Here is a 25,065-nt window from a genome sequence, read left to right as displayed (position 1 = left end):
ACTTCGCGGGTGACGCTGACGCTGTCGGCCGTCAGTTCGACCTTGCTGGCAAAGGTGGCCTGGGGCAGGTCGGCCAGGGCGGCGAGCATCTGGCCGGTCTGGTTGGCGTCGTCGTCGATGGCTTGTTTGCCCAGGATGATGAGGCCGGGTTGTTCTTTGTCCACCAATGCCTTCAAGAGCTTGGCGACGGCCAGGGGCTGCAGTTCTGCGTCGGTTTCCACCAGGATGGCGCGGTCGGCGCCGATGGCCATGGCGGTGCGCAGGGTTTCCTGGCATTGCGCCACGCCGCAAGAGACGGCGATGACTTCGGTCACCAGGCCTTTTTCTTTCAGGCGCACGGCCTCTTCAACGGCGATTTCGTCAAAGGGGTTCATGCTCATCTTGACGTTGGCGATGTCCACGCCGCTGCCGTCCGATTTGACGCGGACTTTGACGTTGTAGTCAACCACGCGTTTGACTGGGACGAGAATTTTCATGGGGTATTTCCTTGCTAGGTTCCTGAAATGAAATGTGCGGGCTAGGCCGTCGGGCGCAGCATGCCCGCCAGGCGCCCGGAGATCAGCGCCTCGGCCTGGGCCATGATGGAGTCAATCAATTGCTGCACGGTGGGCACGTCGTGGATCAGGCCGGCCACCATGCCGCAAGACCAGACACCGGCCTCCATCTCGCCCTGCTGCATGATGCGCGGATAGACGCCAGCCACCTCGGGCGCGATGTCCGCGAAGGTGATGGCCGCGCCCAGTTCGCGCTCTTTTTGCAGCAGGCGCTCGGTGGCGGCATTGGTCAGCACGCGCTCGGTGTTGCGCAGCGGGCGCATCACCAGGCGGGTGTCGAGTTCGCTGGCCGCCACGATGGCACGCTTGACGTTGTCGTGCACGGGCGCCTCTTGCGTGGCGATGAAACGCGTGCCCATGTTGATGCCCTCGGCGCCGAGTGCCAGCGCGGCCACCAGCGAGCGGCCATCGGCCATGCCGCCAGATGCGACGAAGGGAATCTTCAGCGCCTCTGCCGCGCGCGGCAGCAGGATGAAATTGGGCACATCATCCTCGCCCGGATGGCCGCCACATTCAAAACCATCGACGCTGATCGCGTCGCAGCCAATCGATTCGGCCTTGAGCGCATGGCGCACCGAGGTGCATTTGTGGATGACCTTGATGCCGGCATCCTTGAGGGCGGGCAGCCATTTTTGCGGGTTGTTGCCCGCCGTTTCGACCACTTTCACGCCGCCTTCGATGATGGCCTTCACGTAGCCGGGGTAGTCGGGCGGGTTGACCGATGGCAAAAAGGTCAGGTTCACGCCGAAGGGCTTGTCGGTCATGGCGCGGCAGCGCGCAATCTCGCGCGCCAGCAGCTCGGGCGTGCGCTGCGTGAGGCCGGTGATGATGCCCAGGCCGCCGGCATTGGAGACCGCCGCCGCCAGCTCGGCCAGGCCGACGTGGTGCATGCCGCCCTGGATGATGGGGTGTTCGATGCCAAAGAGTTCGGTGATGCGTGTCTTCATGGCGGCGTTACTCAGAGGCGATGCCCTTGGCGCGGATCAACTGGCCCCAGCGGGTGTAGTCCTGCTGCACGCGCTGGCCCATTTGCGCCGGGTCCTGGAAATGGGCAATGGCGCCCGCGTTGAGCAGCTTGTCCTGGATTTCCTTGTCGGCCAGGATCTGCTTGACCTCGCCCGCGATGCGCTCGACCACGGCCTTGGGCGTGCCCGCAGGCGCCAGCAGGCCGCCCCACGATACGGCGTCGTAGCCCTTGATGCCCTGCTCGGCAATGGTCTTGACCTCGGGCAGCATGGTCACGCGCTGGGGCGAGCCCACGGCAATGGCGCGCAGCTTGCCTGCCTGGATATGCGGCAGCGCGGCAACCAGGTCGGCATACATGATGGGCACCTGGCCGCCAATGGTATCGGTGATGGCCGGCACGCCGCCCTTGTAGGGCACATGCTGCATGTCAAAGCCCGCCATCTGCTTGAGCAGCTCCATGCTCAGGTGGCCAAAGCTGCCCGCGCCCGAGCTGGTGTAGTTGAGCGGCGTCTTCTGCGCCTTGGCATGGGCGATCAGGCTCTTGAGGTCGATCACATCGGGCAGCAGCCTGGGGTTGACCACCACCACGATGGGCAGGTCGTACACCGTGGCCACGGGCGTGAAGTCTTTCACCGTGTCGTAGCCGGCCTTTTTGTACAGGTGCGGCGCCAGCAGCGTGGGCGTGGCCAGCATCATCAGCGTGTAGCCGTCGGCAGGGCTTTTGCTGACCTGGGCGGCAGCAATCGACCCCGAGGCACCCGCCTTGTTCTCGACGAGCACGGTCTGCTTGAGGCGCTCACCCAGCTTCTGGCCGACGATGCGCGAAGCCGTGTCAGTAGGGCCGCCCGCCGGAAAGGGCACGACCAGCTTGATCATCTTGTCAGGCCAGGCTGCCTGCTGCGCCATGGCGCTGCCGACCAGCAGCGGCGCAACAGCCAGGGCCAAGACGGTGCGTCGGCAAAAAGGTGAAAATTTCATGGCAGTCTCCGTTTTATATAAAAACAGGCTCTAGCGCTTATTCAGCAAGCGCCAATAGCTATCATTTTTGACATATTCAAGCCTGCGGCAGCGTCAGTACGCCCTTGTCACGCAGCGCCTGCAGCTCCTGCTCGGACAGTTGCAGCAGTTGCTGCAGCACCTCGCGGGTGCCCTCGCCCAGCGTGGGCGGCGCATTGCGAATCGGCAGGCGCTGGCCATCGAGCCGGTAGGGGGGCGCGAACACCTGCGTGGTGCCCGCCACCGGGTGGGGCATTTCTTGCAGCAGGCCGCCACGGCGGGTGCGCTCGCTGGTCAGGGCCTCGTGCAGGCCGGCCACCTTGCCGCAGGGGATGCCGGCGGTCGTCAGGCGCTGCAGCAGCACGTCGCGCGGAAAGCTGGCAATCAGCTCTTTCATCACCGGCAGCAGGGTCAGGCGGTTCTTGGCGCGCTCCACGTTGGTGGCGTAGCGCGGGTCTTCGACGATGTCGGGGCGCATCACCACCTGGCGGCAGAATTTGTCAAACTGGCTGTTGTTGCCCACGGCCACGATGAGCGGGCCGTCGGCGGCATCGAACATGCCATAGGGGACGATGGAGGGATGGGCGTTGCCATAGCGCTGGGGGTCGTGCCCCAGCAGCATGGCGTCGAGCCCGTAGTAGCCGGTGATCATGACGCCGCAGTCGTACAGCGCCATCTCGATCAGGCGCCCCTTGCCGGTGCGCGTGCGCTGAAACAGCGCGGCCAGCACGGCCTGGGCGGCGTACATGCCGGTCATCAGGTCCACCACGGCAACGCCGAACTTGAGCGGCGGCTGGTTCGCCTCGCCGTTCAGGGCCATCAGCCCGGCTTCGCCCTGGATCACAAGGTCATAGCCGGGGCGCTTGGCCTCGGGGCCCGAGGTGTCGTAGCCGGCCACGGCGCAATAAATCAGACCGGGCTGGAGCGCCTTGAGCTGCTCGTAGCCCAGGCCGAGTTTTTCGGCGCCGCCGGTCTTGAAGTTGTGGATGACCACGTCGCACTGCGGCAGCAGCTCGTGGATGATCTTGAGCCCTTCGGGCGTCTGCAGATCCACGGTGACGGACCGCTTGTTGCGGTTCATGCTGTTGTAGTAGGTGGTTTCGGTCTTGCCGATGCGCATGCCCCAGTCGCGCGTGTCGTCGCCGCGGCCAGGGTGCTCCACCTTGATGACCTCGGCGCCAAAGTCGGCCAGCACCTGGCCGCACAGCGGCCCGGCAAACACGCGCGAGAGGTCGAGCACGCGCACGCCTTCGAGCGGAAAGTCCATGCCGTCAGAGGCTGCCGGGGAAGTAGCTGTTGTTGTCGTTGTCGTGGTCATTTGTTGTTGTCTCCATGCCTGGGCTTTAGAACGTGTTCACGATCTTAGGCCCGCAGCTGGCTCAGGGGCTTGAAATTCGGTGGGCGTTTTACCAGCACCGCGCCACCCTGCCGCTGCAGCAGCGGGGTGGCGGCGGCGCTCAGGCCCGGCCCAGCGCCATGTAGCGCGCCAGGTGGTGGTCTTCGTCGCCCAGATCATGGTCCACCATCACCAGGCGCTTGGCGTAGTGCGACAGCGGCAGCTCCCAGGTCATGCCGATGCCGCCGTGCATCTGGATGCTTTCTTCCGACACCAGCGCGCCAATGCGGCCAATGGTGAACTTGGCCGCCGACAGCGCGCGCTCGCGCTCGGTGCGGTCGGCGCTGTCGATGGCGGCGGCGGCGTTGATGACCGCCGAGCGCGATTGCTCCACCTCCAGCAGCAGGTCGGCCATGCGGTGCTGCAGGGCCTGGAAACTGCCAATCGGAACGCCAAACTGCTTGCGCGTCTGCAGGTATTCAAGCGTGTCCTTCTTGGCCACTTCCATGGCGCCCAGGGCTTCGGCGCACAGCGCCAGCACGCCCCAGCCGATGGCCCGCTCCAGCGTGGCAATGCCCTGGCCTTCGGCGCCCAGCAGCGCGTCGGCGCCCACCTGCACGTTGTCGAGGGTGATTTCGGCCACGCGGCCACCGTCGATGCGGCCCATGCCCCGTCGTGCCACGCCCGCCGCATCGGCAGGCACCAGGAACAGCGAAATGCCGTCCTCACTGTCCACCGCGCCTGCAGTGCGCGCCGACACCAGCAATAGCTGGGCGTTGTCGCCATGCACCACCACGGCCTTGGCGCCGGTGAGTGCCCAGCCGCCTTCGCTGCGCACCGCACGGGTGCTGACACGGGCCATTTCGTAGTGGCTGCCGGGCTCGTCGTGCGCCAGTGCGGCCACGGTGCTGCCGTCGATCAGGCTGGCGATGTGCTCTTTTTGCGCGGCGGTGCCCGCTGCGGCCAGGGCACGCCCCACCACCAGCGCGCCCAGAAAGGGCTCGACCACCAGGCCACGGCCCAGGGCTTCAAACACCACGGCCACGTCAAAGCCTGCGCCGCCAAAACCGCCTTCGGCTTCAGGGAACAGCGCGCCAATGGCGCCCAGCTCGGCAAACTGGCTCCACAGCGCGGGCTCCATGCCGACCTCGCCATAGGCGATGGCATTGCGGGTTTCAAAGCCGTACTGCTCGGCCACGAAACGGTTCAGGGTGTCCGCCAGCATGCGGCGGTCTTCGGTGTGTTCAAAATTCATGGGGTCAACCTCACAGTCCAAGAATCATCTTGGAGATGATGTTTTTCTGGATTTCATTGGAGCCGCCAAAAATCGACAGCTTGCGGTAGTTGAAATAGTTGGCCGCCGCCGTGGCCGCCTCGGCGGGCCCCACTGGCGCATCGGCATAGCCCTCGTACTGCGCCGCTTCAATGAAAGGCAGCGCATACGGCCCCACGGCGCGGCGGATCAGCGACAAAATTTCCTGGCGGATTTCGGTGCCACGGATCTTCAGCATCGAGCTTTCTGCGCCCGGCACACCACCACCGGCCACGGCGGCAATCACGCGCAGGTTGGTGATCTTCATGTTTTCGAGGTCGATCTCGACCTGGGCCATGCGGGCGGCAAACTGCGGGTCCTGGTTCAGGGGCTTGCCGTTGCGCTGCACCTTGGCGGCGATGACCTTGAGCTTTTCCAGCGCGGCCACCGAGAAGCCCACGCCGGCAATGCCGGTGCGCTCATAGGTCAGCAAGAACTTGGCATAGGTCCAGCCCTTGTTTTCTTCGCCCACCAGGTTCTCGGCGGGCACGCGCACGTCGGTGAAGAACACCTCGTTGACTTCGCGGTCGCCGTCGAGCGTACGGATGGGGCGCACTTCCACACCGGGCGTGTTCATGTCCACCAGCAAAAAGCTGATGCCCGACTGCGGGCGCGCTTCGCGGTCGGTGCGCACCAGGCAAAAAATCATGTTGGCGTGCTGGCCCTGGGTCGTCCAGGTCTTCTGCCCGTTGACGATGTAGTGCGCGCCTTGCGCATCCACACCGCGCACGGCCGTGGTCTTGACCGAGGCCAAATCCGAGCCCGAGCCCGGCTCGGAGTAGCCCTGGCACCACCAGTCGGCACCGCTCAGGATGCGCGGCAGCCAGTGCTGCTTTTGTGCCTCGTTGCCGTACTTGATGAGCACCGGGCCCAGCATGTTGACGCCGAACGGCACGATGCGCGGGCCACCGGCCACGGCGCACTCGTTGTCAAAAATGAACTTTTGCACGGCGCCCCAGCCCGGGCCGCCATATTGCTCGGGCCAGTGGTTGGCCAGCCAGCCGCGCGCGTTCAGAATGGCGTGCCATTCCTCCTGGTCTTCCTTGGTCAGGCGCTGCCCGGCCTTGACCTTGGTGGCGATGCGCGCGGGCAGTTTTTCTTTCAGGAAAGCCTGCACCTCGGCGCGAAAGGCTTGTTCTTCGGGGGTGAAATTCAGGTCCATGGGGTCTCGGGTCTTTCGGTCAATGGGGCCAGCAACAGCGCCGTGCGGCTTCGGCCGGCCGGTGCGCCGACCTCACGCAACGCTCAGGCGCTGTGGTTCAGGCTGTCAAAGTTTTTGTCTTGCCGCACCAGCTGGACCAGCAGCGGCGATGGCTTCCAGAACAGCGGGTCTTCTTTGGCAAACGCCTCGATGTCGGCCAGCAGCTGGGGCAGGCCGTACATGTCGGCCCACTTCATGGGGCCGCCGCGAAAGCGTGGAAAGCCGTAGCCAGAGATGAACGTCACGTCCACGTCCAGCGGGCGCAGCGCAATGCCTTCGTGCACCACGTTGGCGCCTTCGTTGGCCATGGCCGCCATGTAGCGGCGCATGATTTCATCGGCTGTGAAGGTGCGTGGCGTGATGCCCTTCTTGGCGCGCTCGGCATCGACGATGGCCAGCACTTCGGGGTCGGGCTGGCCCACCCGGGCGCCTTCGGGGTACAGGTAAAAACCGCGCTGGGTTTTCTGGCCAAACCAGCCGCGCTCGCAGATGCGGTCGGCCACTTCCACATAGCGCGCTTTGGGGTCGCCCGGTTTGCGCGTTGCGGCGCGGCGCTTGCGCGTGGCCCAGCCAATGTCGCCGCCGGCGAGGTCAGTCACCTGGAACGGGCCCATCGCAAAGCCAAAGCCGCGCACGGCCGCGTCGATTTCGTAGGGGCTGGCGCCGTCTTCCATGATGTAGTCGGCGGCCTGCTTGTACACGGCCAGAATGCGGTTGCCAATGAAGCCGTCGCAGACACCGGCGCGCACCGGCACTTTTTTGAGCTTCTTGGCCAGCTCGAAGGCCGTGGCCACCACGTCGGCGCTGACCTTGGCGGGCACCACGATCTCCAGCAGCTTCATGATGTTGGCCGGGCTGAAAAAGTGCAGGCCAATCACGTCCTGCGGGCGGCGGGTGGCGGCGGCGATGGCGTCGATGTCCAGGTACGAGGTGTTGGTGGCCAGCACGGCGCCGGGTTTGCACACGCGGTCGAGCTCCTTGAACACCGCCTTCTTCACTTCAAGGTCTTCAAACACCGCTTCGATCACCAGGTCCACATTCGCCAGGTCGTCATACGACGTGCTGCCGGTGTAGCGGGCCATGACGGCGGCCTTGGCCTCTTCGGTCATGCGGCCCTTGGCGACCAGGCCGGTGTAGACCTTTTCCACATTGGCGCGGCCCCGGGCGATGGACTCGGCGTCGCGCTCGATCATGGTCACGGGGTAGCCTGCATCCAGGGCCGACACGGTGATGCCCGCGCCCATGGTGCCGCCGCCAATGATGGCGATGGTGGCAAACGCGCGCGGTGCGGCGGCCTTGGCCTCGGGCACCTTGACCACTTCGCGCTCGGCAAAAAAGGCGTGGATCAGGCCGGCACGTTGCGGGCTGTCCAGGCACTCGAGAAACAGCGCGCGTTCGCGGGCCATGCCTTCGTCAAACGGCAGCTGCACGGCGGCCTGCACGCATTCGATGATCTTGAGCGGCGAGAACAGGCCGCGGGTTTTCTTGGCGGTCTCGGCCTTGAGCAATTCAAGGTCGGCCAGCGCTGCGACGGGGTCGGCAATGGCGATGTCGCGCGTGCGGCGCACGGGGGCTTTTTGGGCCAGCAGCTCGTTGATGTAAGCCAACCCAGCGGCCCGGGCGTCATCGCCCTCGACCAGCTTGTCCACCAGGCCGGCTGCCAGCGCGGCCTTGGCCGACAGATGCTTGCCGCTGAGCATCAGCTCGGTGGCGGCTTTGGCGCCCATCAGGCGCGGCGCGCGCTGCGTGCCGCCGGAGCCGGGCAGCAGGCCCAGGGAGACTTCGGGAAGGCCCAGTTTGGCGGCGGGCAGCGCCAGGCGGTAGTGCGCCGACAGCGCCACTTCCAGGCCACCGCCCAGCGCGGCGCCATGCAGCACCGCGACCACGGGCTTGGTGCAGTCTTCGATGGCGCGGCACACCTCGGGCAGCGACGGCGGCATGGCAGGCTTGCCAAACTCGCGGATGTCGGCACCCGCAATAAAGGCCTTGCCGGCTCCCACCAGCAGCACGCCGGCAACCGCGTCGTCGGACTGTGCGGCAGCCATGGCAGCGGCCAGGCCCTGGCGCACGGCGACGCCCAGTGCATTGACGGGCGGGTTGTTGACGGTCACGACCAGGATGGCGCCCACGCGGGCGGTGGTGACAACGGAATCGGGGGTGGCTGCGCCCATGCGGGAGTCTCCTGGAGGATTGGAAAGAGCCGGTATTGTTGATGCGCCAAACAATCTTGACAATTACATTAACGATTGACAGACTGTCAAATAATCCTTGACGCACCCGTTCGCACCCGATTTATGGAACTCACCTCCCTGACCGTCCTCGTGGACATCCTGGACGCCGGTAACCTGAGCCAGGCCGCGCGCAATCTGAAGATGTCGCGTGCCAACGTGAGCTACCACCTCAACCAGCTCGAAAAGTCAGTGGGCGTGCAACTGGTGCGCCGCACCACGCGCCGGGTCGAGCCCACCGAGGTGGGCCTGCGCCTGTACCAGCATGGCCGCGCCATCCAGAACGAAATGCTGGCCGCGCGCGAAACCATCGCCACGCTGGGCCAGGGCCTGCAAGGCCGCGTGGGCCTGAGCGTGCCCAGCGGCTACGGGCAGATGGTGATGTCCGACTGGCTGATCGACTTCAAGCGCCTTTACCCCGGCATCGTGCTCGATGTGCGCTTTGAAAACCGGGTGGACGACCTGATCCGCGACGAAGTGGACATTGCCATCCGCGTCATTCCCGAACCACCGCCCACGCTGGTGGCCCGCGATCTGGGGGCGGTGCACTATGTCGCCTGTGCCTCGCGCGGCTACGCCCAGGCGCACGGCCTGCCCACCGGGCTGGAGGCGCTGCGCACCGCGCCGCTGATCACGGCCGGCGTGGTGGGGCGCCAGTTGCGCCTGCGCGCCTACCAGGGCGAGCGGCGCGAAGAGGTGACGCTGGAGCCCACGCTGATTTCAGAGCACTTTCCGTTTCTGCGCCAGGGCATCCTGGCCGGGCTGGGCGTGGGGCTGGTGCCCGACTACGTGGTGCAGGACGCCGTGGCCAGCGGCGAGGTGCTGACCACCCTGGACGACTGGCGCCTGAGCATCTTCGGCACGCAAATGTTCATGCTCTACATGCCCGACCGCCACCAGACGCGGGCGGTGCGCACCTGCATCGACTATTTGCTGGGCCGCGCCCTGCCCGCCACCGACCCGTCAGCGCCGGGCCTGCCGGCGAGTTGACCCGGCCTGCACCACTTGGCCACGCACCTTGCACTTGAGTATTTGCATCAAATAGGCTTCAAGCGCTTATCCATCAAGCGCAACACGCTCCTTTTTCAGGAGCACTTAATCACTCAGATCCGCCCTTCCTCCACCGCATGGCATGCAATGCGGATGCCGCCCAGGCTCAACAGCTGCGGCCGCTCGGTGCGGCAGCGCTCGTTCACATGCGGGCAGCGCGGGTTGAAGGCGCAGCCTGGCGGGGGGCTGAGCGGGTTGGGCACCTCGCCCTGCACGGGGGTGCGTGCCTTGCCGGTGTCGTGCATCTTGGGAATGGCATCGAGCAGCATGCGCGTGTAGGGATGGCGCGGCGTGTCAAACAACGTGTGTTTATCGGCCAGTTCCACCAGGCGGCCCAGGTACATCACGCCGACCTGGTCGCTCACATGGCGCACCACGGCCAGGTTGTGGCTGATGAACAGGTAGGTGAGCTGCCGCTCGCGCTGCAGGTCTTTCATGATGTTCAGCACCTGCGCCTGCACCGATACATCGAGCGCGCTGGTGGGCTCGTCGCACACCAGAAACTCGGGCTCGGTGGCCAAAGCGCGCGCAATCGAGATGCGCTGGCGCTGCCCGCCCGAGAACTGGTGTGGGTACTTGACCATGTCCAGCGGGCTCAGGCCCACGGACTGGAGCAACTGGCCCACGCGAGCCTTCAGCTCGGCCTTGTCGGTGATCAGGCCATGCTCCTTGAGCGGCTCACCGATGATGTCTTCCACCAGCCAGCGCGGGTTCAGGCTGGCATAGGGGTCCTGAAAAATCATCTGGATGCGGCGGCGCATGGCCTTGGCGTCGTTGCCCTTGAAGGCGGCGTGCGCATCCTGCCCGTCAAACGTGAGGCCGCCGCGCGTGGGCTCGTACAGGCCCACCAGCAGGCGCGCCACCGTGCTTTTGCCGCAGCCCGATTCGCCCACCAGGGCGAGTGTCTTGCCTTTTTCGATTTCGAAACTCACGCCATCCACGGCGTGCAGCAGCGTGCGCGGCTTGCCTTCGAGCACGCGGTTGAGCCAGGGGGCCGAGACATCAAAAGTCTTGGCAAGGTCGTGCGCCTGCACCAGCGGGGTGCCAGAAGGTGTTGCTGTGCTCATGCCGCCACCTCCGGTGCGTGCAACCAGCAGGCCGCGCGGGTGGCACCGGCGGGCAGCAGGTCGGGGCGCTCGGCCGTGCAGCGGTCAAAGCGGCGCGGGCAGCGCGGGTTGAAGGCACAACCGGCAGGAATGGCGTTCAGGCGGGGCATGGCTCCGTCAATCTGGTTCAGGCGCTCGCGGTCTTGCGCCATGTCGGGGATGGAGGCCATGAGGCCGGCGGTATAGGGGTGCGCGGGGTGGTTGATGACCTCGTGCACCGGGCCGATTTCGACCACGCGCCCGGCATACAACACCGCTACCCGGTCGCAGGTTTCGGCGATCACGCCCATGTCGTGGGTGATCAGCATCACGGCCGCGCCGCGCGATTGGCAGATGGTTTTGAGCAGCGTGATGATCTGCGCCTGGATCGACACATCGAGTGCCGTGGTGGGCTCGTCCGCCACGATGAGTTGCGGCTCGGCCGCCAGGGCCAGGGCAATCACCACGCGCTGGCGCATGCCGCCCGAGAACTGGTGCGGGTAGTGGTCGATGCGCTGCTCGGCCGCCGGGATGCCGGTGTCCTGCAGCAACGCGATGGCGCGCCGCCGCGCTTCGGCCGCAGTCACCGGCAGGTGCGCCTGGATGGTTTCGGTAAGCTGCCGGCCTACGGTGTACAGCGGGTTCAGCGAGGTCAGCGGGTCCTGGAAGATCGCGCCGATGCGCCGCCCCCGGATGTGGCGCATCTGCGCATCGCTGAGGTTGTCGATGCGCTGGCCTTCCAGCAGGATCTGGCCCGAGGCCACGCGCCCCGGCGACTCCAGCAGGCCGATGATGGCAGCGCCCGTGAGCGACTTGCCGGCCCCTGACTCGCCCACCACGCCCAGGATTTCGCCGGGGGCGATGGAAAACGAAATATCGTCCAGAGCGCGCAGCGTGCCGCGGCGGCTGGGAAACTCGACGACGAGGTTTTTGACTTCAAGCAGGGGCGGTGTGGGCGCGTTCATCCGTAAATTTCTACTTTTTTGATAGCTGCTTGCGCTTGCTGCACAAGGGCTAGAGGCCAATTTTTATCAAAACCTTTAGCGCAGACGCGGGTTGAGCGCATCGCGCAGCCAGTCGCCCAGCAGGTTCACCGACAGCGCAATCAACACCAACATGAGCCCCGGGAACACGGTGATCCACCACTCGCCCGAAAACAAATAATCGTTGCCCACGCGGATCAACGTGCCCAGCGAAGGCGATGTGGGCGGCGCACCCACCCCCAGAAACGACAGGGTAGCCTCGGTGATGATGGCCGTGGCCACCTGGATGGTGGCCAGCACCATCACCGGGCCCATCACATTGGGCAGCACATGCTTGCGCATGATGCGCAGCGGGGCCACGCCGGTCACGCGCGCGGCCTGCACATATTCCTTGTTGCGCTCCACCAGGGTGGAGCCGCGCACCGTGCGCGCATATTGCACCCAGCCCGTGAGCGAAATGGAAAAGATCAGCACGCCAAAGGCCAGCGATTCGTGCGCATTCGGAAACAAGGCACGGCCCACCCCCGCAATCAGCAAGGCCACCAAAATGGCGGGAAACGACAGCATCACATCGCACAGGCGCATCAGCACCGCATCAATCCAGCCGCCCCGAAAACCGGCCAGCAGGCCCAGCGCCACGCCCACCACCACCGACAGCAGCACCGAGGCCAGCCCCACCACCAGCGAAATGCGGGCGCCGTAGATCAGGGCCGAGAGAATGTCGCGCCCCTGGTCGTCGGTGCCCAGCAGGTATTTGCGCGAGCCCTCGGCACTCCATGCCGGGGGCAGCCGTGCATCACTGAGTTCCAGCGTAGATAGATCGAACGGATTGTGCGGCGCCACCCAGCCCGCAAACAGCGCGCAGAACACGCATACCACGGCTATCGCTGCCGCCACCATGGCCATGGGCGAGGTGCGAAAGCTGTAGCCAACATCGCTGTCAAGCCAGCGCGCAAGGGTTTTTTTCATCACAGGAACCAAAAAACAGGGAGCCAGGCCCGCCGCACCGGGCAGCCATGCCTGGCTGCCCACGGGGACAGTGAAAGTCGTGGTGGGCAGCAGGTCAGTTCTTGCTCATCCACTTGAAGGGCATGTAGTTGTCGGCCAGTTGCACGAGCTTGACGTTCTTGCTCACGCCCCAGGCCAGGGCCTGCTGGTGCAGCGGCAGGTGCCCCACATCGGCGGCATGCAGGTCAAACGCCTCCTTGATCATGGCGTTGCGCCGGGCCTTGTCGGTCTCGGCCTGGATCTTTTTGGTCAGCTCGTTCACCTTGGGGTTGCAATAGGCACCGAGGTTGAACTGGCCCGCGCCCTTGTCGTCCACACAGGCCATCAGGGCATTGAGCGCGTTGTGTGCGTCGTAGGTCGAAGGCGTCCAGCCCAGCATGTAAAAGCTGGTGTCGCGGCGCAAGATCTTGGGGAAATAGGTGCCCTTGGTTTCGGCCTGCAGGTTGATCTTGACGTTGATGCGCGCCAGGTTGGCCGCCACGGCCTGGCAGATGCGGCCATCGTTCACATAGCGGTCATTGGGGCAATTCATCGACACCTCGAAGCCGCTGGCATAGCCCGCTTCGGCCATGAGCTTCTTGGCGGCTTCCACGTCGTAGGGCAGGCGCTTGGCCTCGGGCTGAAACCCGTTGATGCCCGGGCCCACCAGCAGCGCGGACGGGTTGGAGGCGCCGCGCATCACCGTCTTTTTGATGCCGTCGATGTCGATCGCCTGGTAGAAAGCCTGGCGCACGCGCTTGTCCTTGAACGGGTTCTTGCCCTTCACGCTCGAATACAGCAGCTCGTCGCGCTTTTGGTCCATGCCCAGGAAGATGGTGCGCAGCTCGGGGCCGGTGATGGCGCGGGTGTTGGCGCTGTTGTTCACGCGCTCGATGTCCTGCACCGGCACTGGCTCCATCACGTCCACCTCGCCCGACAGCAGCGCAGCCACACGGGTGGCGTCGTTGCCAATCGGCGTGAAGATGACTTCGGCCACATTGCCTTCGATCTTGCCCCAATAAGTGCCATTGCGCGTGAACACCGTGCGCACGTTGGGCTGGCGTTCGCGCAGGCGGAACGGCCCCGTGCCGTTGGCCCGGAACGACGCGGCATTCTCGATGCCCTTGCGGCGGTCCACCGGCGTCACCGCCTGGTGGGTCTCGCACCATTTCTTGCTCATGATGGCCACTTGCGAGATCACGTCCGGAAGAATCGGGAACGGCATCTTGGTCTCGATCTCCACCAAAAAGTCGTTGATCTTGCGCACTTCCTTGAAGTCGTTGGTGTAGCTCTTCATGTCCGAGCCGTCGGCCTGGGTGCGCGCAAAGCTAAACAGCACATCGTCTGCCGTGAACGGGGTGCCGTCATGAAATTGCACACCCCGGCGCAGCTCAAACTGCCACACCGTGGGCGCGGTCTGCCGCCACGCCGTGGCCAGTGCGGGTGCCAGACTCAAATCCTTGTTGCGCCCCACCAGCGGCTCATACACATTGCCCGTCGTGCTCAGCTGCAGCGACTCGTTGAGCGAGTGGGGGTCCATGGAAAGCGCATCACCCTGATTGGCCACCCGGATCGTTTGCGCGTTTGCTACCAAAGTAGTAGCTACTAGCGCTTGCAGCACAAGGGCCAAGGCGGTTTTTTTCTTTAATTTCATGCAAATATCCTGGAGGATGGCGGAAACAAGAAATCAGTGGGCAAGACGGCACGCGGGAGGCAGTCCGTCAGGGCGTCGGCAAGGGCATGGCCTGCTCGATCAGGCTGGCGTGCAGTGCCGACCCCAGGGGCAGAACCTCGTCATTGAAGTCGTAGCGGCTGTTGTGCAGCGCACTGCCACTGGCGCCCGTGCCCTGCCCCAACCGCAGGTAGGCGCCGGGCCTGGTCTGCAGCATGAACGCAAAGTCTTCCGCACCCATGCTGGGCTCCAGGTCGCGCACCACATGGTCGGCACCGACCAGCGACTCGGCCACGTCGGCGGCAAAAACGGCCTCGCTCTCGGTGTTGATGGTGGCGGGGTACATGCGCTCGTAATGCAGCGTGGCCGTGGCGCCAAACCCCAGGGCAATGGCGCTGCAAAGCTCTTTGAGGCGCTGCTCCACCATCTCCTGCACCGCCGGATCGAAGGTGCGCACCGTGCCCACCAGCGTGGCGGTGCCCGGCAACACGCTGAAAGCGCCCAGGTCGCCCGCCTGGATGGCGCACAGGCTGACCACCGCGCTTTCAATGGGCCGCACGTTGCGCGCAACAATGCTCTGCGCCGCGGTAATGATGTGCGCGGCCACCAGCACCACGTCCACCGTCTGGTAGGCGTGCGCGCCGTGGCCGCCGCGCCCGGTGATCTCGATGGTGATGCGGTCGGCCGCCGCCATCATGGGCCCCGTGTTGATGCCCACGGTGCCCGGCTTCATGGCCGGCCAGTTGTGCATGGCAAAAACAGATTGCACCGGAAACCGGTCGAACAAGCCGTCTTCCATCATCACGCGGGCGCCGGCAAAGCCCTCTTCGCCGGGCTGGAAGATCAGCACGGCGGTGCCGTCAAAGTTGCGGGTTTCGGCCAGGTAGCGGGCGGCGCCCACCAGCATGGCGGTGTGGCCATCATGGCCGCAGCCATGCATGAGCCCCGGCTTGCACGATTTCCAGGAAAAATCGTTGTGCTCGGTAATGGGCAGCGCGTCCATATCGGCCCGCAGGCCCACCATGGCGCCGCTTGACTGGCCACGGCCGCGCACCACCGCCACCAGGCCCGTGCGCCCGATGCCTTCGTGAATTTCGTCCACACCGCATAACTGCAGGGCTTCCTTCACGCGCCGGGCGGTGTACACCTCTTCAAAACCCAGCTCGGGGTGGGCGTGCAGGTCGCGCCGCAGCGCAGTCAGCTCGGGGTGGAATTGCGCAATGTGGGCAAAGGCCCGCCCGCCTGCTTTCCATCGTGGATTGAGCATCAGTGCCCTCCCGCATGGCCCACCCGCAGGCGCGGATCGACCACAAAATACAGCAGATCCACCACCAGGTTGATCACCACAAAAATCAGCGCAATCAGGCACAGATAGGCCGCCATCACCGGAATGTCGGCAAACGTCACCGCCTGGATGAACAGCAGCCCCATGCCCGGCCACTGGAACACCGTTTCCGTGATGATGGCAAAGGCAATCAGCCCGCCCAGTTGCAGCCCGGTGATCGTCATCACCGGCACCAGCGTGTTCTTGAGCGCATGGCCAAAATGGATAGCCCGGCTGGACAGGCCCCGGGCACGGGCAAACTTGATGTAGTCGGTGCGCAGCACCTCCAGCATCTCGGCGCGCACCAGGCGCATGATGAGCGTGAGCTGAAAAATCGCCAGCGTGACGGCCGGCAGCGTGATGTGGTGCCAGCCTTTGGCCGTGAGCAAGCCCGAAGTCCACCACCCGAGCTGCACCACCTCACCGCGGCCAAAGCTGGGAAACCAGCCCAGCACCACGGCAAACACCAAAATGAGCAGAATGCCGATCAAAAACGTGGGCAGCGACACGCCCAGCAGCGACAAGGTCATGAAGGCCTGGCTGATGAAGGTGCCGCGCTTGAGCGCCGCATACACCCCCATGGGCACCCCCACCAGCAAGGCCAGCGCCGCAGCCACCAGGGCCAGTTCCAGCGTGGCCGGAAAGCGCTCGGACATCAGACGCGACACCTTGGCCCCCTGGCGCAGGCTCAGGCCAAACTCGCCCTGCGCGGCGTTCAGCAAGAAGTGCCAGAACTGCACAAAAAAGGGCTTGTCGAGCCCCAGGTCGGCGCGCAAGCTGCGGATCTGTTCGGGGGTGGCGTCCTGCCCGAGCAAAAACACCACCGGGTCACCCACATACTGAAACAGCATGAAGGCGATAAAGGCCACAGTGATCATCACCATGACCGCCTGAATCAGGCGTCGCAAAATGAATGCAAGCATCGGTAAAGCATAAAATGAAGAACCATGCTAACAGGGAAGGTTCTGGCAACAAACGATGTTTTTCGGGTGCACCAGGACCTACAAATCCAGCGCAGCTAAACAACACCCATGCAGGAACCAGGCCAACCGCAGTCGACCAGAGGGCGCCAACTGCAATGCGCCTGAAGTTGCTCTTGCAATAAAGAAAAAAACCGGATCGCTATCGCTAGCAATCCGGTTTTCCCTTGGAAACCTGCGCTGCTCCGTTGCCGGAGCAGCGCTTTCCCCCACCAGTGATTTAGAAGCGGTGACGAATACCAGCAGTGATACCGGTACGGCTGCGGGCGCCGCTCGCTGCGTCGAGCACAAGCTGAGCGCCTCCGCTGATGCTGGTATGGTCTACGCCAAAGTAGGCGTCGGTGCGCTTGCTGAAAGCGTAGTCCGCCACGGCGACATAGAAGTTGACGTTGCCATTGGACGTGCCGTTGACCGAGCCTGATTGCTTGCCGCGGAAGTAATGCGCACCCAGGTTCAGTTGAGGCGTCAGCTGGTAGCCCACGCCCACCTTGAACAGTTGGCGCTTGTCGGCATCACCCGGCTGGAAGCCGCCATTGGTCTGACCCGCCCAGAATTGGCCCAGGAGTGCTCGGTCTACGTTGTTACGGAAACCCTGAACGGTGCTGGTCACCGCAGCGTATTTCGCCTTGTTCAGGCCGTAGCCGGTGTTGAAGTACCAAGGGCCGGTGCGATACGAACCGCCCAGCGTCCAGGCATCGACATCGGTGCCACCAGGCAGCGTGGTGCGCATGTAACCCCCACCCACTGCGAAGCCATTGGCGGCGTAGCGCAGATAGCCGCCAGCCGTCTGCCATGCGCCGCCACCCAGCGTACTGCCCACATAAGAACCCACTGCTTGGGCCAACTGCTGCGGCGTCGTAAGAGTCGGCAGCTGCGCTTCCAGTGCCTTGGTGTCGTTATTCTCGTCAAACGAGTATTGCAGCGAACCCACGAAACTGCGGTCTGGCGTTGCGAAGGTGTACTTGAGCATATTGCTGGTGCGCGCGCCCATGGCCATGCCCAGCTCAGGCTTGTAGGCCTCCATATACGGAGAATAGGGGAACGAAGCGTAAGTGCTGGTCACCACGTCGAACAGCACATTCCACTGGCGCCCAGCGGTCAGGCGGCCATAGGGGCCTTGCAACCCCACATAGGACAACTGGAAGAAGGGAGTGGAAACACTGCCGTCATCTGCATTCAAACGATTTTCCAAAACAACCAGGGCCTTGGAACCACCGCCCAGATCTTCGTCCACGTTGATACCCCAGCGGCTTTGCGACATGCCGCCACCCATCATCTTCGACAGGCTGTCTTTACTCGCACCTTCGTTATTGGTATGGCGATAGGCCATATCCACAATGCCCCATAACTGCACGCTGCTCGTCGGCGCGCTGGCGGTCTGTGCGCAAGCAAAGCTTGAAGCCAGGGCAACGGCTCCGAAAGCGAACAGCTTTGTGATATTGGTTTTTTCATGGATCTTGTCTCTTTCTGTGGTTGGTTGGGTGCCGGTCCAGTTTAGTAAAGGCACGCTCGTGCGTAAGCGTTTGTTGCATATCGCTTACACAGGCTTTCCCTAATAGAACGACCGTTCACTTACTAAAAACCACCGCGCCATCACGACTTTCCAGGGCACGAACACCCGCCCTCCAGCCGCAACCTTTTGCAGAAAAGCCTGGCCCAAGAAAGCCCTGCCAGCGGTCAAACCGAATGGCGACAAGACCGCGCATTGTTCAAAAAGAGGTGCCAAATGCGAAAAAGCCACCCGTCTTGCGACGGGTGGCTTGAGGTCACGTCTGTGAATGCTGGCACCAGGCCAGCATGTCATCAGAAGGAGTGACGGATACCGACTTGCACGCCGGTCTGGCTGTCGCCAGCGCGGGCATCAATGGTACCCAGGCCCTTGGCAGACAGATTCAGTTTCGAGGCGTCCTTGTTGTCCATGTATGCCACGGTGCCGTACACAGCGGTGCGCTTGGACAGGTTGTGGACATAACCCAGGCTGATCTGGTGGGCCTTGGAGTCGATGGCCTTCTGGTCGTACAGAGCGTATTGCAGCTTGACTTCGCCAGCGCCCACAGGAGCGGATGCGCCCAACATGTAGGCGTTAACCTTGCGCTCGGAACCGCCAGGGACATCATCCTTGGTCTGCTGCAGGATGGCGTTCAGCTTGACAACGTTCAGGTTGTACGAACCGCCCAAGGTCAGGCGATTGCGGTCAACACCATTGACGGCAGTAGCACCGGAGCCCAGGGTCAGGGCGCTGCTCTCGTCATAAGACAGGGCAACACTCAAAGGGCCGTTGTCATAGGCAACATAACCACCAACGTAACGACCCTTCTTCGAGTTCGTCGTGTCAGCCTTTTCGTCGAAGCCATAACCCAGACCGGCAGTGAAGCCGCTGAAGTTAGGGGTGAAGTAGCTGATCAGGTTGCTCGAACGGATACCGTTGGCATCGTTGTTGTTGTTAGCCGTGGTTTGGTTGTTGCCATTCCAGTTGCCCCAGCCCATGAACTGGCCGATGCCAGCCTGGCCGAACAGATCGTAGGATCTCGCCTTGCTATAGCTAGGAACTTCGTCACGGCCCAGACGAACTTCACCGAAGTTGCCCATCAGGCTGACCGTGGAACGACGCTTGAAATTGAAGCCAGAAGCATTGCCGTCGTCACCGAAGATTTCGCCTTCCAGGTGGAAACCAGCCTTCAGGCCGCCACCCAGGTCTTCCACGCCACGGAAGCCCAGACGGCTGGTAGCGTTGCCGCTGGTGCCAATGCCATACTTGCTGTCAGTGTTGGTGCCAGCAGCGTTGGAAACGCCGTCGAGGTAGCTGACGTTGGTATCAACAATACCAAACAGGGTCACGGAAGATTGGGCCATTGCGGCGCCGGAAGCGGCCAGCACAGCCAAGGCAATCAGGGATTTTTTCATTGCGAGTTACTCCAAGGTTAAACATGGGCACCGGTTCGGAGGTCTATAGCGCAGCATCTGCGCAGTCCTACCGGCTCCCCGGGCCAACCTCCTGGTGGGGAAGTTGCGGTTATTTCACCAGACGGGGCGCGGTTGCGCAAAGGAAATCGGCACGCAGGGTTAATTTCGTTGCGGCGCTGCAACATTGCACCCCCATACCCTTGCCGGCCTTCGGACGATGACACCGGCTTGGCGGCCCCAGTGCAGACAACAATGCCGCGCTACGCGGGGCATCTCGTGTCAACACGGCTGAATTTGCGGCAAATTACCTTGAAACTAGCTTTCTTGTCTGTAACAAGTTCCGTTCTCCTTCCAACCTTCGCACAATGCACCCATGGGGAAGTCGCATCATTCCTTCCATTTGCCACAATGCAGAACAACGCGGCAGGTTTATGCATGCATCTTCCGTGCCAAACCGAGCCAATCCTTCCAGAGAAAATCAGCCATGGACTCATTACTTTGCGCCGCAGACACCGCGCTGCGCACCCTGTTTGCAAAACCCCACGCCATGGAGGCATCTCCGGCGGCGCCCTTTGCCGAGACAGCGCTCGACCCGGCCCAAAAGCGCCTGTCCGGCGCACTGATGCGGGTGAACCATGTGGGCGAGGTCTGCGCGCAAGCCCTTTACACGGCGCAGGCCGCCGTCACGCGTGACGCCCAATTGCGCCGCCACCTGCTAGAAGCAGCCCGCGAGGAAACCGACCACCTGGCCTGGACGCAGCAGCGGCTGGACGCCCTGGGCGCCCGGCCCAGCTTGCTCAACCCGCTGTGGTTTGCGGGCGCGTTTGCACTGGGCGTGGTGGCCGCCAAGGTGAGCGACCGCGTGAGCCTGGGGTTTGTGGTGGAAACCGAAAACCAGGTGTCCGAGCACCTGCAGGGCCACCTGGACAAGCTGCCGCCGGACGACCTGGCCTCGCGCGCCGTGGTCAGCCGCATGAAGGACGATGAAGAGCGCCACGCAGCCAGCGCGCGCGATGCCGGCGCCGTGGCCCTGCCCGCACCCGCCCGCCTGATGATGAAAATGGCCGCCAAGGTCATGACGACCACGGCGCATTACGTCTGAACCGGCGCGGCCACAGCGCTGGCTTACGATCTCAAGCCTCGACGATCTCGAAGCCCGTGGTGATGTTTGCCGTCTTGCCCAGCATGATGCTGGCTGAGCAGTATTTTTCGTGGCTCATGGCAATGGCGCGCTCCACTGCCCCGTGCGTCAACCCCTTGCCCGTCACGGTGAACTGCATATGAATGGCGGTGAACACCTTGGGGTCCACCTCGGCCCGCTGCGAGGTGAGCTTGACGCTGCAGCCGCGCACATCGTGGCGCCCGCGCTTGAGGATCAGCACCACGTCATAGGCGGTGCAGCCGCCGGTGCCGGCCAGCACGGTTTCCATGGGCCGGGGCGCCAAGTTTTGCCCCCCATTGGCGGGGTTGGCGGCATCGGGGGCGCCGTCCATGGCCAGGATATGGCCGCTGCCCGTTTCGGCCACAAAGCCCATTCCCGACCGCGTTCCGGCGCCGCCGGTCCAGCTGACTGTGCATTCCATGTCTTTCGCTCCTTGTTGATGCGTGGTTTTTTCACAAAATGGGCGGTGAATTTTGCTGCATTGCAACACCGATTGCGCTAAGATAGCGCCATGCGTTGCCCTTTTTTCAAAAAAGGGTTGGTACCGAGAAGGTCACCAACAGCCGCAACGCACCGATTGTCTCCTCCATCTCCTCAAAGGATGGATTCAGCCCTGGGCCTTACCGCCTGGGGCTTTTTTTTGCCTGCGCCGCGCTGCCGGTGCGGCCCGCAAGGCCCGAACGACGCCTGCGCGCCGGGCGGCCCGGCGTTGCGCCTATGATGATTGCCCCGCCACCCCGCTGCGGCGGCGCACCTTCTGCCACACATGACCCAGCATCTCACCCCCTCCGATTACCTGAAAAAGATCCTGACCGCCCGCGTCTATGACGTGGCGATCGAGTCGGCCCTGGAGCCCGCCAAGAACCTCAGCCGCCGCCTGCACAACAAGGTGCTTTTGAAGCGTGAGGACCAACAGCCCGTATTCAGCTTCAAGCTGCGCGGCGCCTACAACAAGATGGCCCACCTCGCGCCCGAGCAGCTGCAAAAAGGGGTGATCTGCGCCTCGGCCGGCAACCATGCGCAGGGCGTGGCCATGAGCGCGCGCAAGCTGGGCACGCGCGCCGTGGTGGTGATGCCCACCACCACGCCCCAGCTCAAGATCGACGCCGTGCAGGCGCTGGGCGGCGAGGTGGTGCTGGCTGGCGACAGCTATTCCGACGCCTACGACCACTCGGTGCGGCTGCAAAAAGAACAAGGGCTGACCTTTGTGCACCCTTTTGACGACCCCGACGTGATCGCGGGCCAGGGCACGATTGCCATGGAAATCCTGCGCCAGCTGCAAAAGCTGGGCAGCAACCAGCTCGATGCCGTGTTCGTGGCGATTGGGGGCGGCGGCCTGGTGGCCGGGGTGGCCAATTACATCAAGGCCGTGCGGCCCGAGATCAAGGTGATTGGCGTGCAGATGAACGACTCGGACGCCATGATCCAGTCGGTCAACGCGCATGAGCGCGTCACGCTGCCCGATGTGGGCCTGTTTTCCGACGGCACGGCCGTCAAGCTGGTGGGCGAGGAAACCTTTCGCATAGCACAGGGCCTGGTCGATGAATACATCACTGTGGACACCGATGCCGTCTGCGCCGCCATCAAGGACGTGTTTGTGGACACGCGCAGCATCGTCGAGCCGGCGGGCGCGCTGGCCGTGGCCGCCATCAAGCAATACGTTGCCAAGAACAAGACCCGGGGCGAGACCTACGCCGCCATTTTGTGCGGCGCCAACATGAACTTCGACCGCCTGCGCTTCGTGGCCGAGCGCGCCGAAGTGGGCGAGGAGCGCGAGGCGCTGCTGGCAGTGACCATCCCCGAAGAGCGCGGCAGCTTCCGGCGCTTTTGCGAGGTGGTGGGCAGCCTGCCAGGCGGCCCACGCAACGTGACCGAGTTCAACTACCGCATCAGCGACGCCACGCGCGCCCATGTGTTCGTGGGCCTGACCACGCACGGCAAGGGCGAATCGGAAAAAATCACCAGGAACTTCGAGCGCCACGGCTTCGAGTCGCTCGACCTGACGCACGACGAACTGGCCAAGGAACACCTGCGCCACCTGGTGGGCGGCCATTCGGCACTGGCGCAAGACGAGCGCCTGCTGCGCTTTGTGTTCCCCGAGCGGCCCGGTGCGCTGCTCAAGTTTCTGAGCCTGATGCAGCCGACCTGGAACATCAGCCTGTTCCACTACCGCAACCAGGGCGCCGACTATGGCCGCATCCTGGTAGGGCTGCAGGTGCCGCCCGAAGACGCCGCGGCGTTCGATGCCTTCCTGGCCACGCTGGGCTACCCCTGCGTGGAAGAAACGCTGAACCCGGCCTACCGGCTCTTTTTGCGCTCCAAGTGACCGGAATATGGGTCCAATTGGCCGCTAGCGCTTATCCACCAAGCGCTGGCAGCTATCAAATCTGATACAGCCCCAGCCTGCCCATGCAAGCCCTGCGCCACTACCTGCTGGCCGTGCAGTTTTTTACCCGCATTCCCGTCACGGGGCGGCTGGCCCACTGGGTGGGCTACAGCCCGGCCATGCTGCGCGCCAGTGCCGCGCATTTTCCGGGCATTGGCTGGCTGGCGGCGGCACTGGCGGCGGGCGTTTATGCCGCGCTGCACGGGGCCCTGGCGCCCAACCCGCTGGCCCCGGCGGTGGCGGCGGTGTTCTGCACCATCGCCACGGTGCTGATGACTGGCGGCTTCCACGAGGACGGCCTGGCCGATGTGGCCGACGGCCTGGGCGGCAGCCACGAGCGCGAGCGGGCGCTCGACATCATGAAAGACTCGCGCATCGGCGCCTTTGGTGCCATGGCGCTGGTGCTGGCCTTGCTGGCCAAGCTGTGCCTGCTGGCGCTGCTGGGCGCGCACAGCCTGCAAACCGCACTCGCCGCCTTGGTAGGTGGCCATGTGCTGTCGCGCCTGTGGCCGCTGCTCATCGTGCGCAGCCTGCCGCATGTGGGCGACACGGCCCGGTCCAAAAGCAAGCCGCTGGCCGACCAGATCACCGGCGCGGCGCTGGCCGCTGCATTTATATGGTGTTTGATGCCTCTAGCGCTTGTCTGGCAAGCGCAGTCAGCTCTGTTTTTAATAGCGTCCGCAAGCGGCAGCGGCCTGGCCGCCGCCTGGATGGGGCGCTGGTTTGCGCGGCGCCTGCAGGGCTTTACCGGCGACTGCCTGGGCGCCACGCAGCAGGTCAGCGAAATCGGCTTTTACCTGGGCGCGGCGCTGGCCCTGCGCTGGGCATGAGCCCTACCCCCCCCGCCCGCCTGTGGCTGGTGCGCCACGCCCAGCCCCTGGTGGCCGCCGGCACCTGCTACGGCGCGCTGGATGTGCCCGCCGATGCGGCCGCCACGCAGGCAGCCGCCCGGCGTTTGGCGCAGGCCTTGCCAAAGCGCGTGATCGCGCACCATTCAACGCTACAAAGATGTGAGCTGCTTGCGCTTGCCACACAAGCGCTGCGACACGATTTGACTATCCATCCCGACGCTCGTCTGCGCGAGATGGATTTCGGCACCTGGGAAGGCCGCGCCTGGGACCGCATCGGCCAAAACGCCATCGACGCCTGGACCGCCGACTTTGCGCTGCACCGCCCCGGCGGCGGCGACAACCTGGCCGCGCTGCTGGCCCGCGTGGCGGCGGCCCTGAACGAGGCACGCCAGCAGGCGCGGGGCGGGAGCGATGTGGTGTGGTTCACCCACGCCGGCGTGGCGCGCTGCGTGGCCTGGCTGCTGGCGCATGGCGAGGGGCGCATACCCAGGGCCGACGAGTGGCCCGTGCCTGCCCCGGCCTGGGGCGAATGGGCAATGCACGATCTGAGTTGAGCAAACACAGCGCACGAGGCGCGGTAACCATTACCCGTCAGTTTTTGGCGGGCATGTCCAGCGTCAGCGTGGCGGGGCCATCCACACTGGCACCCAACCGGGCCTGGCGCGGGTCCAGCGATTGCAGCACCAGCCCCTCGTCCACCGCCGCACCCACCCGAAACGGCTTGGCCGGCTTGCCGTCTACCGCGATCAGCGCCGCGCCGCCGCCGCTGCTGCGGCCCGCCAGCACACCGATCAGGGCAAACCGGCTGGCCAGCGACGCCACCGGCGCCCGGGCAGCGGCTGCATCGGCCGCTGGCACACCCAGCAGGCGCGCCATGGCCTGGGCATCCGGTGCCACCGGCGCAGGGGCCACGGCCGGCACCGTGAGCCCCACCGGCCGCGCCGACAGGCGCAGCCCCCAATAAACCACGCTGGCGCCCGCCAGAGCCCAGAGAGCCAGAGTCCCCAGGCGCACGCCCCATTTGCTGTGTGTATTGGTCACCATCAGGAGATTATGATTCACGCGATCTGACCCTCCCGAGACTGCCT

General features: G+C 64.4%; 22 protein-coding genes. 5 read left to right on the top strand and 17 right to left on the bottom strand.

All coding sequences use genetic code 11. The features are described 5' to 3' along the window. The 7 genes from J8G26_RS04065 to J8G26_RS04035 all read right to left on the bottom strand — a co-directional run. Nucleotides 1-476 (bottom strand): electron transfer flavoprotein subunit beta/FixA family protein (locus J8G26_RS04065; protein ID WP_210568026.1); only part of this gene is annotated, 476 nt, incomplete at its 3' end. A 41-nt stretch (nt 477-517) separates the two neighbouring features. After that, nucleotides 518-1,501: a nitronate monooxygenase family protein gene (locus tag J8G26_RS04060; RefSeq protein ID WP_210568025.1), complete on the bottom strand. Its 984-nt coding sequence runs from the start codon at nt 1,499-1,501 to the stop codon at nt 518-520. 7 nt (nt 1,502-1,508) lie between these two features. Further along, on the bottom strand, nt 1,509-2,498 hold the full coding sequence (locus tag J8G26_RS04055) for a tripartite tricarboxylate transporter substrate binding protein (RefSeq protein ID WP_210568024.1): 990 nt from the start codon (nt 2,496-2,498) through the stop codon (nt 1,509-1,511). Nucleotides 2,499-2,574: 76 nt separating this feature from the next. Further along, nucleotides 2,575-3,834: a CoA transferase gene (locus J8G26_RS04050; protein ID WP_210568023.1), complete on the bottom strand. Its 1,260-nt coding sequence runs from the start codon at nt 3,832-3,834 to the stop codon at nt 2,575-2,577. A 139-nt stretch (nt 3,835-3,973) separates the two neighbouring features. Continuing rightward, nucleotides 3,974-5,107 (bottom strand): acyl-CoA dehydrogenase, encoded by a 1,134-nt coding sequence (locus tag J8G26_RS04045; protein ID WP_210568022.1) that lies wholly within the window; start codon nt 5,105-5,107, stop codon nt 3,974-3,976. 10 nt (nt 5,108-5,117) lie between these two features. Beyond that, nucleotides 5,118-6,326, bottom strand: a complete 1,209-nt coding sequence (locus J8G26_RS04040) for an acyl-CoA dehydrogenase family protein (RefSeq protein WP_210568021.1) — start codon at nt 6,324-6,326, stop codon at nt 5,118-5,120. An 83-nt stretch (nt 6,327-6,409) separates the two neighbouring features. Further along, entirely contained in the window at nt 6,410-8,536 is a 2,127-nt protein-coding gene (locus J8G26_RS04035) for a 3-hydroxyacyl-CoA dehydrogenase NAD-binding domain-containing protein (protein WP_210568020.1), read from the bottom strand. A gap of 123 nt (nt 8,537-8,659) precedes the next feature. On the opposite strand from J8G26_RS04035, the gene J8G26_RS04030 reads away from it, so the two are divergent. Beyond that, a complete protein-coding gene (locus tag J8G26_RS04030) occupies nt 8,660-9,583 on the top strand; it encodes a LysR family transcriptional regulator (RefSeq protein WP_210568019.1) in 924 nt (307 codons plus the stop codon). Nucleotides 9,584-9,696: 113 nt separating this feature from the next. Here J8G26_RS04030 and J8G26_RS04025 read toward each other — a convergent pair whose 3' ends face one another. From J8G26_RS04025 to J8G26_RS03990, 8 genes are all read right to left on the bottom strand, one after another. Continuing rightward, the gene (locus tag J8G26_RS04025; RefSeq protein ID WP_210568018.1) at nt 9,697-10,710 is read right to left on the bottom strand and encodes a dipeptide ABC transporter ATP-binding protein; all 1,014 of its coding nucleotides are present in this window, start codon (nt 10,708-10,710) and stop codon (nt 9,697-9,699) included. After that, on the bottom strand, nt 10,707-11,693 hold the full coding sequence (locus J8G26_RS04020) for an ABC transporter ATP-binding protein (RefSeq protein WP_210568017.1): 987 nt from the start codon (nt 11,691-11,693) through the stop codon (nt 10,707-10,709). Before J8G26_RS04020 ends, J8G26_RS04025 begins: the two co-directional genes overlap by 4 nt. Nucleotides 11,694-11,768: 75 nt before the next feature. After that, nucleotides 11,769-12,680: an ABC transporter permease gene (locus J8G26_RS04015; protein WP_210568016.1), complete on the bottom strand. Its 912-nt coding sequence runs from the start codon at nt 12,678-12,680 to the stop codon at nt 11,769-11,771. Between the two features lie 94 nt (nt 12,681-12,774). Continuing rightward, complete coding sequence (locus tag J8G26_RS04010; protein ID WP_210568015.1) at nt 12,775-14,352, bottom strand: ABC transporter substrate-binding protein; 1,578 nt, start codon at nt 14,350-14,352, stop codon at nt 12,775-12,777. Nucleotides 14,353-14,419: 67 nt separating this feature from the next. Beyond that, a complete protein-coding gene (locus J8G26_RS04005; RefSeq protein ID WP_210568014.1) occupies nt 14,420-15,637 on the bottom strand; it encodes a M20 aminoacylase family protein in 1,218 nt (405 codons plus the stop codon). After that, nucleotides 15,637-16,617, bottom strand: a complete 981-nt coding sequence (locus J8G26_RS04000; protein ID WP_210568013.1) for an ABC transporter permease — start codon at nt 16,615-16,617, stop codon at nt 15,637-15,639. The genes J8G26_RS04005 and J8G26_RS04000 overlap by 1 nt, the downstream gene beginning before the upstream one ends. A gap of 277 nt (nt 16,618-16,894) precedes the next feature. Then, nucleotides 16,895-18,079, bottom strand: a complete 1,185-nt coding sequence (locus J8G26_RS03995; RefSeq protein ID WP_246881236.1) for a porin — start codon at nt 18,077-18,079, stop codon at nt 16,895-16,897. Nucleotides 18,080-18,477: 398 nt separating this feature from the next. Next, entirely contained in the window at nt 18,478-19,578 is a 1,101-nt protein-coding gene (locus J8G26_RS03990) for a porin (RefSeq protein ID WP_210568012.1), read from the bottom strand. 484 nt (nt 19,579-20,062) lie between these two features. On the opposite strand from J8G26_RS03990, the gene coq7 reads away from it, so the two are divergent. After that, nucleotides 20,063-20,680, top strand: a complete 618-nt coding sequence (gene coq7, locus J8G26_RS03985; RefSeq protein ID WP_087747549.1) for a 2-polyprenyl-3-methyl-6-methoxy-1,4-benzoquinone monooxygenase — start codon at nt 20,063-20,065, stop codon at nt 20,678-20,680. A gap of 31 nt (nt 20,681-20,711) precedes the next feature. Here the strand turns inward: coq7 and J8G26_RS03980 are convergent, their stop codons facing one another. Beyond that, a complete protein-coding gene (locus tag J8G26_RS03980; protein ID WP_210568011.1) occupies nt 20,712-21,161 on the bottom strand; it encodes an OsmC family protein in 450 nt (149 codons plus the stop codon). Between the two features lie 345 nt (nt 21,162-21,506). Here J8G26_RS03980 and ilvA point away from each other — a divergent pair, with 345 nt between their 5' ends. The 3 genes from ilvA to J8G26_RS03965 all read left to right on the top strand — a co-directional run bounded on the left by ilvA (nt 21,507) and on the right by J8G26_RS03965 (nt 24,531). After that, complete coding sequence (gene ilvA, locus J8G26_RS03975) at nt 21,507-23,066, top strand: threonine ammonia-lyase, biosynthetic (protein ID WP_210568010.1); 1,560 nt, start codon at nt 21,507-21,509, stop codon at nt 23,064-23,066. An 83-nt stretch (nt 23,067-23,149) separates the two neighbouring features. Further along, nucleotides 23,150-23,956, top strand: coding sequence for an adenosylcobinamide-GDP ribazoletransferase (locus J8G26_RS03970; protein WP_210568009.1), 807 nt, complete (start codon nt 23,150-23,152; stop codon nt 23,954-23,956). After that, nucleotides 23,953-24,531, top strand: a complete 579-nt coding sequence (locus J8G26_RS03965; RefSeq protein ID WP_210568008.1) for a histidine phosphatase family protein — start codon at nt 23,953-23,955, stop codon at nt 24,529-24,531. The genes J8G26_RS03970 and J8G26_RS03965 overlap by 4 nt, the downstream gene beginning before the upstream one ends. Nucleotides 24,532-24,568: 37 nt before the next feature. Here J8G26_RS03965 and J8G26_RS03960 read toward each other — a convergent pair whose 3' ends face one another. Then, complete coding sequence (locus J8G26_RS03960) at nt 24,569-25,021, bottom strand: type II secretion system protein N (protein WP_210568007.1); 453 nt, start codon at nt 25,019-25,021, stop codon at nt 24,569-24,571. Between the last annotated feature and the right edge of the window lie 44 nt (nt 25,022-25,065).

It is taken from the genome of Acidovorax sp. JG5 (assembly GCF_017939685.1).
Lineage (GTDB): Bacteria > Pseudomonadota > Gammaproteobacteria > Burkholderiales > Burkholderiaceae_C > Acidovorax.
This window is presented reverse-complemented; position numbering and strand designations above follow the sequence as displayed.